Here is a 15,256-nt window from a genome sequence, read left to right on the forward strand (position 1 = left end):
CCCTGGATCTGCGCTGGACCCGCACCTATCTGCTGGGCTCCCTGCCCGAAAGGCTGGTTTTGAATTAACTCACTTGGCCTTGCCAGTATTGGCTAGTTTTATCAACACCCTAGTATTACTTCCGCAAAAAAAGCCCCCCAACGCAGCGTTGGGGGGCTTTTTTTGCGGAAGTAATACCTAGCTTGTAAGCTCATATAATGCAACGCAGCTGCTATAATATCAGCGCCGCTACCGGACCTGAGACTCGGCGGGCTGGGCCATTACGGGGCAGTTGATGATAACCCTGGTTGGCTTCAGTCCGGCTATAAAGCCGTTGGGTGCGCCCATGTTGCCGGCAAAGTTGGTTACGTAGCCCTGCTGCACCAGGCTAGCCAGGTCTTCGATGCAGCGGATGCGGCGCCGTTTGCCGGCCCGGATAGCCTCATTGGTCCAGGCGTTGAGGTGAGCATCCCACAGGGGGCTGTAGTTGTTGCCGAACTGGTGTAGGGTTCCCCGACGGTGTTAGATAGCGCGCCGGCCTGCCTCAGTTGTGCGGGCGCTGCCGTAGCGTACTTGCCCCATAGAATAGAGTCGCTCTAAATTCCAGCCCCAAAAATACATCACCACGCTCTGGGACTATACAGCTACGGGGTTGGGGGCAGGTGCTGATCGATGAGCTGGGCAAAGGTAGCCGGGCGCGATTCGGCGAAGATGGAATGATGAAACGCATCGAGCTTTTGCAGCAGGTACACCAGCTGCTGGCGCTCGAAGGGCGTGAGGGTGCCGGCCGCGAGCTGGGCCAGCTGGCTCATGGGGCCGAAGCTGGCAAACAGCACGCGCTGGCCGGCGGGCGTCACGGTCAGGAGCTTGCTGCGGCGGTCGGTGGTGCTGGCCGCTTCCGCGATAAAGCCGTTGGCCAGCAGGCGCTTGATGACTTCGTTGCCGGTCGGGGTTTCGTGAATATTATGCCGAATCAGCTCCGTTTTGGTCAGCGGCTGGCGGCTGAAGGTGGTGGCCAGGTACGTGAAGTCATCGTAGGTCAGCAGCGGCGAATCGGTCAGGGCCAGGCGCGAGTAGGCGCGCAGGTAGCGGTAGAGAAAGGTGACCATCTGGCCAATAACCGTGGCATCGTCCTCCAGCTCGTGGCGGGGCAGGCGGGCCACCGCCAAGGTCTGGGGCGGGGGCGACACGCGCAGCTGTAGCCACGCGCTGAAGGCTTCCAGTTCCCGGGGTTCCTCGCGTGCTCCGGCGGGAGCGGAGGAGGCCGCCGGGGCCGAGGCCTGGAATTCTTCGAGCAGGGGCAGGACTTGTTTGAGGAGGGTGTAGTTCATACGGAGCGAAGAAAAGCAGTCGGCGAAACTACCAGCTAACACCAGAATCCGGCCCGAGGGCCAACGAAAATAGGGTTACGGGCAGGGGTCCTGACAAAGTTAATTTATTTTGTAAACAAAACAAATATTATTCCGTTACTTTGTTTTCAAAATAAAACAACCCGCTTATGAAACTCAACTCCACACTCCTGCTAGCCGGTTGGCTGCTCTGTTTACTTCCCGGCTCCGCATGGGGGCAAAGCACCGGTAGCCTGACCGGCGTGGTGCGCGACCGGGCCACGCAGGAGCTGCTGCCCGGCGTCACGGTGCTGCTGGAAGGCACCGCGCTCGGCACGGCCACCGACGGCACCGGCCGCTACCGCCTGAGCGGCGTGCCGGCGGGCAGCTACAACCTGCGGGCCACGTTTATTGGCTACGCGCCTTTGTTGCGGGCCAATGTGGTGGTGGGCAGCGGCAACGGCCTGGTCATCGACCTGGAGCTGGCGGCCGAAGCGCAGGCGCTGAGCGAAGTGACGGTGGTGGCCAGCCGCGCCATTCGGGTGGCCACGCCCGAAACACCGCTCAGCGTGCAGCGCATCAACACGGAAGAAATCAAAAGCAACCCGGGGGGCAATTTCGACATCTCGAAGGTGGTGCAAACGCTGCCCGGCGTGGGCGGCGGCGGCACGGGTGGCACGGCGGGCTTCCGCAATGACATCGTCATCCGCGGCGGCGCGCCCAACGAAAACGTGTACTACCTCGACGGTATTGAGGTGCCGGTCATCAACCACTTTCAGACCCAGGGCTCGGCGGGTGGGCCGGCGGGCATTCTCAACGTCAGCTTTCTGGAAGACGTGACGCTGAGCACCTCGGCCTTTCAGGCCCGCTACGACAATCCGCTCTCGTCGGTGCTGCAGTTCCGCCAGCGCGAGGGCAACCCCGACCGGTTGCAGGGCAACCTGCGCACCTCGGCCACCGAAGTAGCCCTGACCACGGAAGGCCCGTTGGGCCCGAAGACCACCTTTCTGGCCTCGGCCCGGCGCTCGTACCTGCAATTTCTGTTTCAGGCCCTGGATATTCCCATCCGGCCCGGCTACTGGGACGCGCAATTCAAAACCACGACCAAGCTCAGCCCCAAAACGACCCTGACCACCTTGGGCATCGGGGCGCTGGACCACTTTGAACTAGGCGTGCCCAAAAAGTCAACGCCCGAGAAAGAGTTTATTCTGCGCTCGAACCCGACCATCGACCAGTGGAACTACACGGTGGGCCTGAACCTGCGCCACCTTATCAGCAAGGGCTACGTGAACCTGGCCGTGAGCCGGACGCAGCAGGACAATCGGCTCGACCAGTTTCAGGACGGCCGGGCGAGCGACGAAAGCCAGCGCATCTTGCTCACCCGGTCGGGCGAAACCGAAACCAAGCTGCGGGCCGACGTGAACGGCACGGCGGGCGGCTGGCAGTACAGCTACGGCCTGATGGGCCAGTACATGCAGTACGACAACCGCTTCTTCAACCGCCTGCGCCAACCCGTGCTCGATGGCCAGGGGCAGCTGCTGGTGCCGGGGGTGGTCGTCCGCTTCCAGAGCAGCATCGACTATTTCCGTTTCGGCGGGTTCGGGCAGCTCACTCGGTCCTTCCTGCCCGGCAACCGGCTCACCGTCTCGGCCGGGCTGCGCACCGATGGCAACTCCTTCACCACGCAGGGCCGGCAACTCGGGCGCACGCTCTCGCCCCGTCTCTCGGCCAGCTACGCCCTGCTGCCCACCCTGAACCTGAACGCCTCAGTGGGGCGCTACTACAAAATTCCCATCAACACGGTGCTGGGCTTCCGCGATACGCTGGGCACCCTGGTCAACCAAGGCAACCGCTACCTGCGCTCCGACCACTACGTGGCGGGGCTGGAGTGGCTGCCGGCCCCGGCTACGCGCTTCACACTGGAAGGCTTTTACAAAAAATACGACGCCTACCCCGTGACCGTGCGCGACGGCATCAGCCTGGCCAACCTGGGCAGCGACTTCACGGCCATCGGCAACGAGGCCGTCACCAGCACCGGCCAGGGCCGGGCCTACGGGCTGGAGTTCTTCTTTCAGCAGAAGCTCACCCGCAAGGTGTTTGCCGTACTCTCGCTCACCGGCTTCCGCTCCGAGTTTACGGGGCGGGGCGGCGCGTACGTGCCGTCGGCCTGGGACTCGCGCTTCCTGGCCTCGGCGCTGCTGGGGCGCAAGTTCAACAAGGGCTGGGAAATGGGCTTCAAGTACCGCTTCGCGGGCGGCTCGCCCTACACGCCCTACGACGCGGCTGCCTCCCAGGCCAGCTACCTGGCCGCCGGGCGGGGGGTGCTCGATTACGGGCAGCTGAACACCCTGCGGCTGGGCAATTTCCAGCAGTTCGACTACCGGCTCAATAAGCGCCTGAACTGGAAGCGCCTGTCGCTGGATGTGTTCCTGGACGTGCAGAATGCCTTTGTGCTGCGCAACCCGGGCCTGCCGGACTACACGTTCCAGCGCCAAGCCGATAACACGGGCTTCGCCACCACCGACGGGCAGCCCATCCGGCCGGATGGCGCGAATGCCATTCCCACGCTGCTGAAAAACAACGACCCGCTGGTCACGCCCACGGTGGGCTTCATCCTGGAGTTTTAGCCCGGCGGTACCATGAACGACTTCCAAGACCGGGTTATGGCCGTGCTGGATTTGTTGCTTTTTTCCCAATCACCCTTTTTCCTCAATCACATGACCAACCCTAGTTTAAATGCGCCCACGCCGGCTCCGGGGGCCGCCCATCCGCGTTACCGCTGGTGGCACGGACTTGCCTTTTTGATTGGCGCCACGGCCCTGACCCGGTGGTCGAAGCGGCAGCGGCAAGCCGACATCGCCTTTTATGAAACCCAGAAGTCGCCGGTATGGTCGCCGCCGGGCGTGGCTTTCCCGCTGGTCTGGCCCGTTAATAATGTCGCCCTGACTTGGGGTGGTCTGCGGTTGCTGAATGCCCCTGCAACCTTCCCTCACCGCCGCACCCTGCTGGCTTTGCAAGGCGTACTGTGGCTGGATTTCGTGACGTTCGGGCCCGCCTATTTCCAGCGGCGCAGTCCGATACTACTGGCCATGTGGACGCTGGCCGACGCCGGCGCCGCTGTGGCCAGTTGGGGGCTGGCCCGCCGCTCGGGCGACCCGCAATTGCCCTTCGCCTACCTGCCCATCGCGGCCTGGACGTGCTACGGCTCCACCACAGCCATTTACCAGGCTCTGCGCAACCCCGATGCGTACTTCGGCACGGCCGCTCCCTTGGCGCAAGCCCCCGTTAGGGCGTTAGAGCGCGGCGGGAAAGTGACTTAAAATCAAGTCGAATTTTTCCACGCTGTTACAACTAAGCTTTTTGGAAACAACGGGGCGAAAAACTATTCTAAGCGGACCAGACAGCTGCCGCGAACGGGGTGTTCGGGCCGACGTAGCGGGCGTAAGCCGCTGCGGCGCAAGGGTTATTGCGCGGCGAAGGTGTATTTGCCCAGCCCGCGTCATCATAGGCGTATACGTGGGGAGTATAGGCAATGAAACGAAGCCATGCAGCCAGCAGCGGCACTGCCTGGGGGGCAAATACCGCTGCCTGGCGGGCTTAGTTTTTCTCGAATACCAAGGCATCCGAATCCATGCAGTAGCGCTGGCCGGTGGGCGCGGGGCCGTCGTTGAAGACGTGGCCGAGGTGGCCGCCGCACTGAGCGCACACAATGGCGTCGCGGCCCATGCCCAAGCTGCGGTCCGATTTTACTTTCAGGCTGCCCTCGGTGGCCGGGGCCCAGAAGCTAGGCCAGCCGGTACCCGAGTCAAACTTGCGCTCCGAGGAAAAGAGCAGGTTGTGGTCGGCGGCGCAGTAATAGCGGCCCTTTTCTTGGTTGTCGTGGTACTTGTTGGTAAAGGGCCGCTCAGTGCCCTCCTGGCGCAGAATAAAGTATTGAGCGGGCGTGAGCTGCCGGCGCCACTCGGCGTCGGTTTTGCGCACCGGAAACTCATCGGGCTTGCCCGTCACGGGTTTAGGCTGCGGATACTTGGTATCGCCGGTTGCTACGACCGGGCGCGCCGAGAAAACCCTGGAAAATTGCGTCTGCGACCACACGGACACAAACAAGAAGGAGCAAAGGAGCACGAGCAGGAAGCGTCGCATGGTAAGGGGGTTGAAGTGAGCAGAAAAAGAGAAAAAGGCCTGGCGGCCCTCGGCAGAACGACCTGCCGCCGGGGTAGACGCGGCAACGACTGGTTCCATACACCCGCGAGCAAAAAAGTTGATTTACTATCGTTTTCTGACTGATAATGAGATAGTAGCGTTCGGCCACGTTGGCATGTATTCTTCTTAAAAGCTGCCCCATAAGTGGAAGGTCCAACAGTTGCTGCCGGCTCTGCTTTCCTAGCTGCGGCCAAGACCGGCGTAGCGAACAGCAGGGAATCTTTCTTACTTTTTTACCATGTCAAATACCAATCAACTTCCGCTTCCTACCCAGGTAAAGGCTGTATGCCAGGGCACCTTTTTAGTGGGGCGCCTGGCCGGAGCCGGGTATCTCCATCGAAACTATTCTGGAGTAAGGCGGTGGTTCCGCCTATTCAGTTCCCCCTACCGCTTGCCGCCTGACAGCGCTGGCTCCGGCCGCTGGGGGGCATTTTTACCACCGGCCGATATATTCAGGCCGGTATTTTTTTGTAGCTGTAAGGTTCATTCCGCCTGGTCGTCTAGCTAATCGAAACAGCGTTGTTTCCCCTCTATCGTCTTTTCTTATGAAACGTGTTGCCCTTGCCCTCCTGCCTTTCTTTACCGCCGCTTCGGCCGCGCTGCTCATCAGTTCCCGCTCGGCCCACTTGCCCATGGAGCCCAATGCGGCGGTGAGCAATGTGCCGGTGGTCGTCGAATTATTTACTTCCGAAGGCTGCTCCAGCTGCCCTTCGGCCGATGCCGCCCTGCGCGAGCTGGAAAGCACCCAATCGCTGAATGGCGTAGAAGTTATTGCCCTGGGCCAGCACGTTGACTACTGGAACCGCCTAGGCTGGAAAGACCCGTTCTCCTCGGCGGCCTTCACCCAGCGCCAGCGCGACTACGCGACTGGTTTCGGGGAAGGCTCCTACACCCCCCAGGCGGTGGTTAATGGTCAATACCAATTTGTGGGCAGCCGCCGCCAAGAGCTAGCCGAAACCATTGTAAAAGCCGCCAAAGCACCCCGCGCCACCGTGGGCGTCGTGCGGGCCGCCAATGGCAGCCTGCAAGTGAGCGTAGCCAACCTGCCCGCCGGCACCAAGCAGTCCGAGGTGGTGCTGGCCCTCACCGAAACCGGTCTTTCTTCCCAGGTAGGCCGGGGCGAAAACTCGGGCCGCCTGCTGCGCCACGCCTCCGTGGTACGCACCCTGCGCCCCATTGGCAGCATCGCCGCCAACGGTACCTTCACCACGACGACGCCCCTGAACCTGGACGCCCAGTGGAAAACTCAGAACCTGCGCGCCGTGGTGCTGGTGCAGGAAAAAGCCTCGCGCCACATCGTGGGCGCGGCCAGCCTGCCACTTGGCAGCCAGGTAGTTAGCTCCCGCAATTAAGTTGTTTCGGGGTCGCTGGGGCAGTAGCGCGAAGCTTCCGCTTCGTGTATCGTTGTTTAGTTGTTCAGGCGTTCTGCTGCTGGTCGTTCAACGATACGCGAAGCGGAAGCTTCGCGCTACTGCCGCTCGCCAAGATCTACACCAACTCCGAAACAACTTCAAGTTGAGTTGAGGAGCTTTACATAAGTTTCCAGGCAGGTTGCCAGTTGATACGATTCGACAGCTCTAAATTTTTTCTTCAACCACAAGCTGCCCCCCAAACCCACACCCATTACCTCAACCCCACCACCATGTCGTCGTCCCTACCGCCGGCTCCTAGCCACTCGCTTTCCTTCCGTGTACTGCGGCGGGCGGGGAGCTGGCCCGTGCGCCTCCGGTTTGGGGCGGCTTTGTTGGCCGGGGTGGTTGCTTTTTGGCTTGTCCCGGCTGAGCTGCCCGTGGCTGGCCGGGCCGTGGCGGCCTGGGATGCCTTTGCGCTCACTTCCCTGGCACTGATCTGGTGCATTGTGAGTACCGCCGACGCGGGCCACACCCGCGCCGTGGCCGCCCGCGAGTCGCCGGGGCGGGCGGTGGCCTTTGTGTTTGTGCCGGTAGCCGTGGCGTGCAGCCTCTCGGCGGTGGGACTGCTGCTGAGCACAGGCATGATGCCTAGTTTGCCCCCCAGCATTCGTACCCTGCACGTGGTGCTGGCCGTGACCGGCGTCGTGTCGGCCTGGCTGCTGCTGCACACGGTATTTACCCTGCGCTACGCTCACCTTTACTACGATGCCGGCCCCGAGCCCGGTGGACTCACGTTTCCCGTCGGCTCGCCCCGCCCCGCTTACTTCGACTTTGCTTACTACGCCTTTGTGGTGGGCATGACGGCCCAAACCGCCGACGTGAACATCACCTCTCCGGTGCTGCGCCGGGCTACCCTGCTCCACGGCTTACTTTCTTTCGGCTTCAATACGGCCGTGGTTGCCGTGAGCATCAGCGGCCTGGTGGGCGTGCTGTAGCGCTTCGTGCTACCTGGTTTTGCTTCTCCCAACGCGCCGCGCGGTGCCCGGCCTGGCCGCTCGTTTCTACTCTCTTTTACTCTCTGCCTCATGCGACTTTTCCGCCGTTCATTTCTACTGGCCATGCTCGCTCTGCTAGTAAGCCTGAGCTCCTGCAACAAAGAAATATAGCGGTTTCGCGAACGGTATGTCGGTATTGTAGAGACGCAACATTTTGCGTCTCGCCGTTGCTGATGTTGACTGTCGCGAACTGCCGTTCAACGACGAGACGCAACATGTTGCGTCTCTACATCATAATGGATTCACTGTTCGCGAAACCGCTATAAGGGACCCCCGACCCCGTAAAAACGCCCCCCAGTCCTACCCTCACGGTAGCGCCGGCTAGCTTACCTGATTTCAGCGGGTGGGTGGGTGCGGCTTCGGCGGCCCAGAGCTTCACGGTGAGCGGCACGGCCCTTACCGACCGTATCAGCGCTACGGCCCCAGCCGGCTTCGAGCTGGCCCTGGACCCGGCCGCGTCCTACGCGCCGACCGTTTCGATGGCGCCGGCCGTGGGGGCTGTCGGGGTGGTGTACGTGCGGCTGGCGGCGGCGGCTGGTTCATTGGGGGGCAATATCGAGGTGAGTAGTCCCGGCAGCCCGGCCCGTAGCGTGGCGGTAAGGGGCACGGTAGCGCTTACTCCGCCCACTGCTTCCTCGGCGCCTACGCTCACGGGCTTTTTGCCCGCTACGGGCTCAGTGGGCACGCTTCTCACCATCACGGGCACCAATTTTACGGGGGCCACGGCCGTCACCTTCAACGGCACCAGCCTGCCCGGCTTTACAGTCCTATCAGCATCGGCCATCTCGGTGTCGATACCCGGTAGCATCAGCCCCGGCAGCGGCGTATTGACCGTCGTTACGCCCACGGGCACGGCTAGCAGCGCCACTTCGTTTGCGGTGGTCGTTGCCGGGCCATCCACTTTGCGCACGGGCACCATGATGCCCCAGGGCGGCGTACCCAGCAGCGGTACGCTGGCCATTGACCGCGACGCGGCCGGCACCGAATTCGTCCGCTTCGATGCCAATTTCCGCACCGACTTCCATACGGGCTCCCTAGGGGTGTATCTGGCCATGTCCAGCGCCTCTATTCGCAGCCAGCGCACCGCCAACCCGAATAATGTGCTGCGGGTAGGCACCATCACCCGCGAAGGGGCGCAAAGCTTAGCTATTCCGGGTAGTGCCGCCGGGTTTACCCACGTCATCATTCACTGCGACCCGGTCCAGGTCAACTTCGGCGCCGCTCAGCTCCAATAGGTATGACCACGGCCCTACTACTTTCCGCCCGCTCCCGGCGCTGGCCCCTGCTGGGGCTGGCCCTCTGGCTCCTGGCCACCACCCCCACCGTGGCCGGGGGTGGCTGGACCCGCAAAAAGAAGAAAGGCTACGCAAAAGTCGGCCTGACGACGGTCAGCACGGATAAGTATCACCCGCTCACGGGGGGCACCATCACTACTTCCCAGTTTCGGCAGCAGGTGTATAGTCTCTACGGAGAATACGGCCTCACCGACCGCCTGGAAGCCACCATCAGTTTTCCGTTTTTTCGGCGCGCTACCTTCCCTGGGCTCTCGCCCGGCCAGGGTGTCGGCGACCCGGAGGTGGGGCTGCGCTATGGCCTGCTGACGGGAAAATGGCCCCTGGCGGTGGGCCTGGCCGTAGAAGCACCGCTGGGTAATCCCAATGAGTTTGGCATCAGCCGCGACGACCCCAGCACTTTTCTGCGCCTGCCCACCGGCGACGGCGAATGGAACTTGTGGTCGCGCGCGGCTCTCTCGCACAGTGTGGGGCCGGCCTATTTCACCCTGAGCATCGGCTACAACAAGCGCACCGGCGGCTTCACCGATCAGTACAGTTACGGTGGCCAGGTGGGCTACCAGCCGTTCAACAAGCTGTGGCTCACGGCCCAGGCTCGTACCCTCGATAACGTGCGCGCCCCCGACCTTACCCAGTTTGGCACCATCGGGCTGGGCGAAGGCGTGGCTTACTCCACGGCCGGCCTGGGCGCGAGCTATTCCCTGACCAAAAAACTCTCCACCACCGCCGATTGGGCCGTGGGCTTCGGGAAGCTACGCAACGTGTACTCGGGCAGCCAGTACACCTTTGGAGTGGCGTGGGAATGGTGAGTGTAAATAGGTTTGCGTTGGCGGGGAAAATGTAGAGACTGTTTACTGATTGACCATTGGGGCAATCTGGCCGCTGAGGCAAACAAAAGCTTACTGCTGTGACCACCATCATTTGAACAATTCCACTCCAGGCGCTCAAGCACCTTACCCATCTTCCCGTGAACAAGATTCATTTATTCGACCAGTATTACGTAGCCGTCGTTGAGGCCGAGCAGTGGGAGGCCGTCTTCCAAGAACACCACCAAGCCGTCTTTCTGCACGAGGATTCTCCTTCCCTGGCCGGGCTCCTGAGCGAGGCGGAACAAGCCAAGCAGGCACGCTTACAGCACAATCTGGGGCAGCTGTTGCACCAGTATTTTCTGCTGCTCGCCGACGACGAGCCCATTGGCTGGCACTACGGCCTGCAGCGCAGCGAGCTAGAGTACTTTATGGCTAATACGGGCGTATTGCCTGCCTACCAAAATCGGGGCATTTACTCGGCCTTCCTGCGCTTCATCATCCAGCAGGTCACGGACCTGGGCTTTCAGTTTCTAACCAGCATTCACCACAGCGACAACAACGCCGTGCTCGTGCCCAAACTCAAAGCCGGCTTTCTGATTCAATCCTTTGGCTACCTGATTCAGACCATGCTGCTGGAAGCCAACTACGGCCCCATGATTCAGCTGGTGTACCCGACAAAGCCCGAATACCGGCAGTTTCTCGGGTTTCAGCGCGGGTTGGCGGGTCTGCGGCGGGGGCCGGACCAGTTGCCCAACGCTTCGTCGGCATAGCTCGGAGCCACCTTTCTGCGTACCCCGGCACCAGGTCTTGGCGTTTGGCGTATAACGCGTCACAAATAAGCAGGGAGCGAGCATCAGGCCACCGCAAGGGCGGGCGAAGCCACTGTAGCGGGCTGCTTTATCTCGGGTGGAAAGAGCTTGTAGAGTACCGGGGTGACAATGCGCGAGAGCAGCAGCGAGGAGAGCAGCCCACCGATAAGCACCAGGGCCAGCGGCGTGTAGAGCGGGGCGGGCTCCAGCACCAGCGAAATCAGCCCGCCGATGGCGGTGAGCGTGGTCAGCAGAATGGGAATGAAGCGCGTCTCGCCGGCCTGCTCGATGGCCTCGTTCAGCGGCACGCCCTGCTCGCGCAGCTGGTTGGTGTAATCGACCAGCAGGATGGAATTCTTGATTTCGATGCCGACGAGGGCAATGAAGCCGATGAGGGCCGTGAACGAAAACGTGTTGCCCGAGAAGTACAGCGCCAGCACCCCACCAATGCCCCCCAAGGGAATAACCGACAACACGATGAGCACGCTCTTGAGCGAGCCAAATTCGAGCACCAGCACCAGCACGAAGGCGAACACCGTGAGCAGCACCGTGGTGCCGAAGCCGGCGAAGGAGTCGTTCTTGTTTTCCTGCTCGCCGGCCATCTCGAAGTGGTAGCCGGCCGGAAACTTCAGGGCCGCGAGCCGCTTTTCGGCGGCGGCTTGCAGGCCGGCGTACAGGTAGCCGTCCTGGGCGAAGGCGTTAACGGTGGTGTAGCGGGCGCGACCGAGGTGGCGAATGGCGGGCGCGGCAGTTTCGAAGCGCACGTCGGCCAGCGCGCGCAGGGGCACGGCCTGGCCCGTGGCGCTGCCCACCGCGAGGCGGTCGAGCACGTCGAGGCGCGCAAAGCCCCCGGCCCGGGCCAGCGTCACGTTTACCGGCAGCTTGTCCTGGCCGTTGCCCAGGGTGAGGTCGGCGGCTCGCAGGCCGGCCAGGGCCAGGCGCACGGTGCGGTCGAGGTCGGCCGTAGCTACGCCGAGCTGGCCGGCTTTTTCCTTGTTAATCTCGATTTTGAGGTCGGTAGCGCGGGTGGCGATGGGGTTGTAGAGGTAGGTGGTGCCCGGCACCAGGCGCAGCTCCCGCTCCACCGCCAGCGAGAGCCGGCGCAGCGTGTCGAGGTTGTCGCCGAAGATGCGCACCGCCACGGGCGCTTCCAGGGTGGCCCCTGCTCAAAATCCTTGACCTCGACGCGAGCGGCGGGGTAAGCCGCCAGCTCGCGGCGCAGGCGTTGCACCAGCGCGTTTTTCTCGTCGTAGGTTTCGGCCGTGCACTGCACGAAGATCTGCGCAAAGTTGGGCTGCTCGTTGCGCTGCACCACGTTGTAGTAAATGGGGGGCTGGCCCTTGCCCACGTTGGTGGTGTAGTAGGTGATGTCGGGGTGGCGGGCCAGCACCCGCTCCACGTCGCGGGCCACGCGGTCGGTTTCGGGCAGGCCGGCCGTGTTGGGCATTTCGATGTTGACCAGAAACTGCGGCTTTTCGGCCTTGGGAAACAAGCTGAAGCCAATGCTCGGCACCACCGTCAGCCCCGCCCCCACCAGCCCGAAGGCCACCAGCAGGGCCGATTTGGGGTGGCCCAGCGCCCAGTGCATGAGCCGGCCGTAAGTCAGGTCCACGCCCCGGTTGAGCGCCCGCAGAAACACGTTGCCGCGCGGGTCGGGCGCGGCCCGCAGCAGTAGGCTGGCCAGAAACGGCACGATGGTAAGCGACACCAGCAGCGAAGCCGTCACGGCCGTGACCACGGCCAGCGGCAGGCTGCGGATGAATGCCCCCGCCCCGGCCGGCAGGTTGAGCAGCGGAATGAAGGCCACGATGAGGGTTACGGTCACGCCAATCACGGCCAGTGCCAGCTGGCTGGTAGAATCAATCACGGCGCTGACGCGCTCCTGCCCGGTGCGCAAAAACCGCTCACTATTTTCCACCACCACGATGGCGTCGTCCACCAGGATGCCCAGGGCCACAATCAGCCCCACGATGCTGAGCTGGTTGATGGTGAAGCCCAGCGCGTCGAGCAAAAACAGGCCGATGCTCAGCGAGAGCGGAATGGAAATCATGACCACCAGCGCCGCCCGCCAGCCCAGGGGCAGCAGCGTGAGGCTCACCAGCAGAATGGCCAGGCCGAAGTCCTTGCTGAGCCGGCCCAGGCGCCGCGCCACGCTCTGCGACTGGTCGAAGCTGGTGACCAGGCGGATGGTAGCGGGCAGCGTTTTTTCGAAGGCCGCCACGCGGGGCGCCACCTGCCGCCGCAGGTCGAAAATGTTCTGGCCGGTTTTCTGGCTGGCCGTCACCAGCACCCCGCGCACGCCGTTGAGGCGGGTGAGGTGGCGCGCTTCCTCGTAGTCGTAGCGGATGTCGGCCACGTCGCGCAGCCGCACGATGCGCCCGCCCGCGCCCGCCACCACGGTGCTGCCGATTTCGGCCAGGCTACGAAAGTCGCCGCTGGTTTTCACGTTGAAGCGCCGGGTGCCGGCCTCCACGCTGCCGCCGGGGATGTTGAGGTTTTCGCTTTGCAAAGCGCCGAGCACGGCGTTGACGGGAATGTTGCTTTGGCGCAGCTTTTCCACGTTCAGGGCCACGCGCACCTCGCGCTGAGGGTAGCCCCAGGTGTCCACTTTCTTGATGGCCGGCACTTTTTCCAGCTCGTCCTGCAGGCGCTCGGCGTAGGCTTCGAGCTCCGCATACGAGGCGTTGGGGCCCAGCAAAGCAAACTGGTACACGTTCACGTCGGACGACTGAAACCGCTTGATGTCCAGGCTTTGGATGCTGGCCGGCAGCTCGGGCCGCACGGCGTTCATCTCGCGCACCATTTCCTGGTACTTGTCGTCGGGCTTCACGCTGAAGTCGTACTCAACCGAGATGATGGCCAGCCCGTCGGCGGCAGTGGAGTTGATTTTCTTGATGTTGTCCAGCTCGTTCACCCGTTTTTCAATGGGCTGCACAATCTGGTCTTCAATGTCGGCCGGCGACGCGCCGGGGTTCCCCACCACCACCGTGAAGTTGGGGAAATCCACCTCGGGGTCCTCGCCGCGGGGCATGGTCAGCAGCGAATTGCCCCCCAGCGCCAACAGGGCCACGAACAGAATGAGCGTGAAAGAGCGGTTGCGAACGAAAAACTCAATGAAGCGGCGCATGGCTGGTGAGAGTTTAGATCTAGGAAAGGTGAAGCTGTTTAGAAAGTCGTCAGCCGGTCATGCTTGATCTGGCGTCCGCTTGTTGAAGCATCTCTACTGCTTCGTTGAGTAACGATTGAGATTACTACTCGGTAGAGATGCTTCGACTCCGCTCAGCATGACGTTCCAAATGATTTTTTGCACTACTTGATAGCTTCAGAATTAGCGCACGCTAATCGTGGAATATTCGGTGAGCAGGCCCGCCCCGCGGGCGACTACCTGCGGCAGCGAGTCGAGTCCCTGGCGCACGTACACGTCGGAGCCCTGCAGAAACGCGACCCGAATGGGGGCTTTGCGCACCCGGCGGGTTTCCGCTGGCCCCGGTCCGGCGGGCACGAATACCGAGGCCATTTCACCCTCGCCTTCAATCAGGGCTTCAGCTGGAATAACCTGATAGGTTGTCTGCCGCTGCGGGTGCAGCGTGGCGCGGGCAAAGAGGCCGGTGGCCAGGCGGGCGTCGGCGCGGGGTCGCAGGCGCACTTCCACCTGCCAGGTACCGGTAGCCGGATCGGCCCCCTGAGCCAGGCGGCTGACCTGGCCCGTGAACGCCTCGCCGGGGTAGGCGTCGAGCGCCACGGCGGCCGGGTCGCCGGCTTGCAGCCGCGCCCAGTCCTTATCGGCCACGCCGGCTTTCAGCACCCAGGTGGCGCCGACTGTGGCGTTCATGAACAGTACCGGCGTGCCGGGCGCGGCCAGCTCGCCCTCGTTGAGCAGCTTGCGCACGACGCGCCCGGCCACGGGGGCGCGGATTTCGGAATACTGCTGGTTGAAGCGGGCGATGCGGGCCTGCTCGCGGGCCACGGCGTAGGCGGTGCGCAGGTTCTGCACCGCTTCGAGCGGGGCCGCCGAGTCAGCCAGCAGCCGGTTGAAGCGGTCGAGGTCGCGGCGGGCTTTGGCCTGGGCTTGCTCGGCCTGGGCTACCTGGGCGCTGATTTCGGTCAGGTCCAGGGCGGCCAGCAGCTGGCCCCGGCGCACGTAATCGCCTTCCTGTACCAGGATACGGCGCACTAGGCCACCGGTCTTGAAGGACAGCCGGGCTTCAGTTTCGCTGCTGAGCTGGCCGGATGCTTCCACGGACTGGGCCTGCACCTGCCGGCGCACGGGCGCGAGCGACACCACCACATGGTCGGTAGCCGCGGCGGCTAGCTCCGGGGGCTCGGTGGCGGGCCCAGCCCGGTGGCAGCCCCCTGCGAGCAGGCCCAGGCTAATTATTCGGCAAAAAGAAAAGGGCGACGCATTCATAACAAGACAGCTTAAAAGTGA

Annotated in this window: 12 protein-coding genes and 1 pseudogene; 7 read left to right on the forward strand and 6 right to left on the reverse strand. The window is 62.9% G+C overall.

Annotation, left to right across the window (positions count from 1 at the left end; translation table 11 throughout):
- Nucleotides 1-228 precede the first annotated feature (228 nt).
- Together MKZ35_RS21230 and MKZ35_RS21235 are read right to left on the reverse strand one after the other, a co-directional pair.
- Nucleotides 229-363, reverse strand: coding sequence for a hypothetical protein (locus tag MKZ35_RS21230; protein WP_482515229.1), 135 nt, complete (start codon nt 361-363; stop codon nt 229-231).
- 260 nt (nt 364-623) lie between these two features.
- Nucleotides 624-1,310 (reverse strand): MarR family winged helix-turn-helix transcriptional regulator, encoded by a 687-nt coding sequence (locus MKZ35_RS21235; protein ID WP_482515230.1) that lies wholly within the window; start codon nt 1,308-1,310, stop codon nt 624-626.
- Nucleotides 1,311-1,477: 167 nt separating this feature from the next.
- On the opposite strand from MKZ35_RS21235, the gene MKZ35_RS21240 reads away from it, so the two are divergent.
- Together MKZ35_RS21240 and MKZ35_RS21245 are read left to right on the forward strand one after the other, a co-directional pair.
- A complete protein-coding gene (locus MKZ35_RS21240) occupies nt 1,478-3,934 on the forward strand; it encodes a TonB-dependent receptor (RefSeq protein WP_482515231.1) in 2,457 nt (818 codons plus the stop codon).
- Nucleotides 3,935-3,946: 12 nt separating this feature from the next.
- Nucleotides 3,947-4,627, forward strand: coding sequence for a tryptophan-rich sensory protein (locus tag MKZ35_RS21245; protein ID WP_482515232.1), 681 nt, complete (start codon nt 3,947-3,949; stop codon nt 4,625-4,627).
- A 277-nt stretch (nt 4,628-4,904) separates the two neighbouring features.
- Here MKZ35_RS21245 and msrB read toward each other — a convergent pair whose 3' ends face one another.
- Complete coding sequence (msrB, locus tag MKZ35_RS21250) at nt 4,905-5,549, reverse strand: peptide-methionine (R)-S-oxide reductase MsrB (protein ID WP_482515233.1); 645 nt, start codon at nt 5,547-5,549, stop codon at nt 4,905-4,907.
- Nucleotides 5,550-6,055: 506 nt separating this feature from the next.
- On the opposite strand from msrB, the gene MKZ35_RS21255 reads away from it, so the two are divergent.
- From MKZ35_RS21255 to MKZ35_RS21275, 5 genes are all read left to right on the forward strand, one after another.
- Nucleotides 6,056-6,862, forward strand: a complete 807-nt coding sequence (locus tag MKZ35_RS21255; protein ID WP_482515234.1) for a DUF1223 domain-containing protein — start codon at nt 6,056-6,058, stop codon at nt 6,860-6,862.
- A gap of 290 nt (nt 6,863-7,152) precedes the next feature.
- The gene (locus MKZ35_RS21260; RefSeq protein WP_482515235.1) at nt 7,153-7,857 is read left to right on the forward strand and encodes a DUF1345 domain-containing protein; all 705 of its coding nucleotides are present in this window, start codon (nt 7,153-7,155) and stop codon (nt 7,855-7,857) included.
- Between the two features lie 407 nt (nt 7,858-8,264).
- Complete coding sequence (locus tag MKZ35_RS21265; RefSeq protein ID WP_482515236.1) at nt 8,265-9,152, forward strand: IPT/TIG domain-containing protein; 888 nt, start codon at nt 8,265-8,267, stop codon at nt 9,150-9,152.
- Between the two features lie 2 nt (nt 9,153-9,154).
- Nucleotides 9,155-10,018: a hypothetical protein gene (locus tag MKZ35_RS21270; RefSeq protein ID WP_482515237.1), complete on the forward strand. Its 864-nt coding sequence runs from the start codon at nt 9,155-9,157 to the stop codon at nt 10,016-10,018.
- A 158-nt stretch (nt 10,019-10,176) separates the two neighbouring features.
- The gene (locus MKZ35_RS21275; protein WP_482515238.1) at nt 10,177-10,788 is read left to right on the forward strand and encodes a GNAT family N-acetyltransferase; all 612 of its coding nucleotides are present in this window, start codon (nt 10,177-10,179) and stop codon (nt 10,786-10,788) included.
- Nucleotides 10,789-10,871: 83 nt separating this feature from the next.
- Here the strand turns inward: MKZ35_RS21275 and MKZ35_RS21280 are convergent, their stop codons facing one another.
- The 3 genes and pseudogenes from MKZ35_RS21280 to MKZ35_RS21290 all read right to left on the reverse strand — a co-directional run bounded on the left by MKZ35_RS21280 (nt 10,872) and on the right by MKZ35_RS21290 (nt 15,235).
- Nucleotides 10,872-11,969 (reverse strand): efflux RND transporter permease subunit, encoded by a 1,098-nt coding sequence (locus MKZ35_RS21280; RefSeq protein ID WP_482515239.1) that lies wholly within the window; start codon nt 11,967-11,969, stop codon nt 10,872-10,874.
- Between the two features lie 86 nt (nt 11,970-12,055).
- Nucleotides 12,056-13,954 (reverse strand): annotated as a pseudogene (locus MKZ35_RS21285) (efflux RND transporter permease subunit); the annotation flags it as partial.
- A gap of 201 nt (nt 13,955-14,155) precedes the next feature.
- A complete protein-coding gene (locus MKZ35_RS21290; RefSeq protein WP_482515240.1) occupies nt 14,156-15,235 on the reverse strand; it encodes an efflux RND transporter periplasmic adaptor subunit in 1,080 nt (359 codons plus the stop codon).
- Between the last annotated feature and the right edge of the window lie 21 nt (nt 15,236-15,256).

This window comes from Hymenobacter sp. R533113, from assembly GCF_056835965.1.

Coding starts and splice junctions, on each gene's coding strand:
- MKZ35_RS21235 (WP_482515230.1), bottom strand. CDS start 1,310: ATGAACTACACCCTCCTCAAACAAGTCCTGCCCCTGCTCGAAGAATTC.
- MKZ35_RS21240 (WP_482515231.1), top strand. CDS start 1,478: ATGAAACTCAACTCCACACTCCTGCTAGCCGGTTGGCTGCTCTGTTTA.
- MKZ35_RS21245 (WP_482515232.1), top strand. CDS start 3,947: ATGAACGACTTCCAAGACCGGGTTATGGCCGTGCTGGATTTGTTGCTT.
- msrB (WP_482515233.1), bottom strand. CDS start 5,549: ATGGAACCAGTCGTTGCCGCGTCTACCCCGGCGGCAGGTCGTTCTGCC.
- MKZ35_RS21255 (WP_482515234.1), top strand. CDS start 6,056: ATGAAACGTGTTGCCCTTGCCCTCCTGCCTTTCTTTACCGCCGCTTCG.
- MKZ35_RS21260 (WP_482515235.1), top strand. CDS start 7,153: ATGTCGTCGTCCCTACCGCCGGCTCCTAGCCACTCGCTTTCCTTCCGT.
- MKZ35_RS21270 (WP_482515237.1), top strand. CDS start 9,155: ATGACCACGGCCCTACTACTTTCCGCCCGCTCCCGGCGCTGGCCCCTG.
- MKZ35_RS21290 (WP_482515240.1), bottom strand. CDS start 15,235: ATGAATGCGTCGCCCTTTTCTTTTTGCCGAATAATTAGCCTGGGCCTG.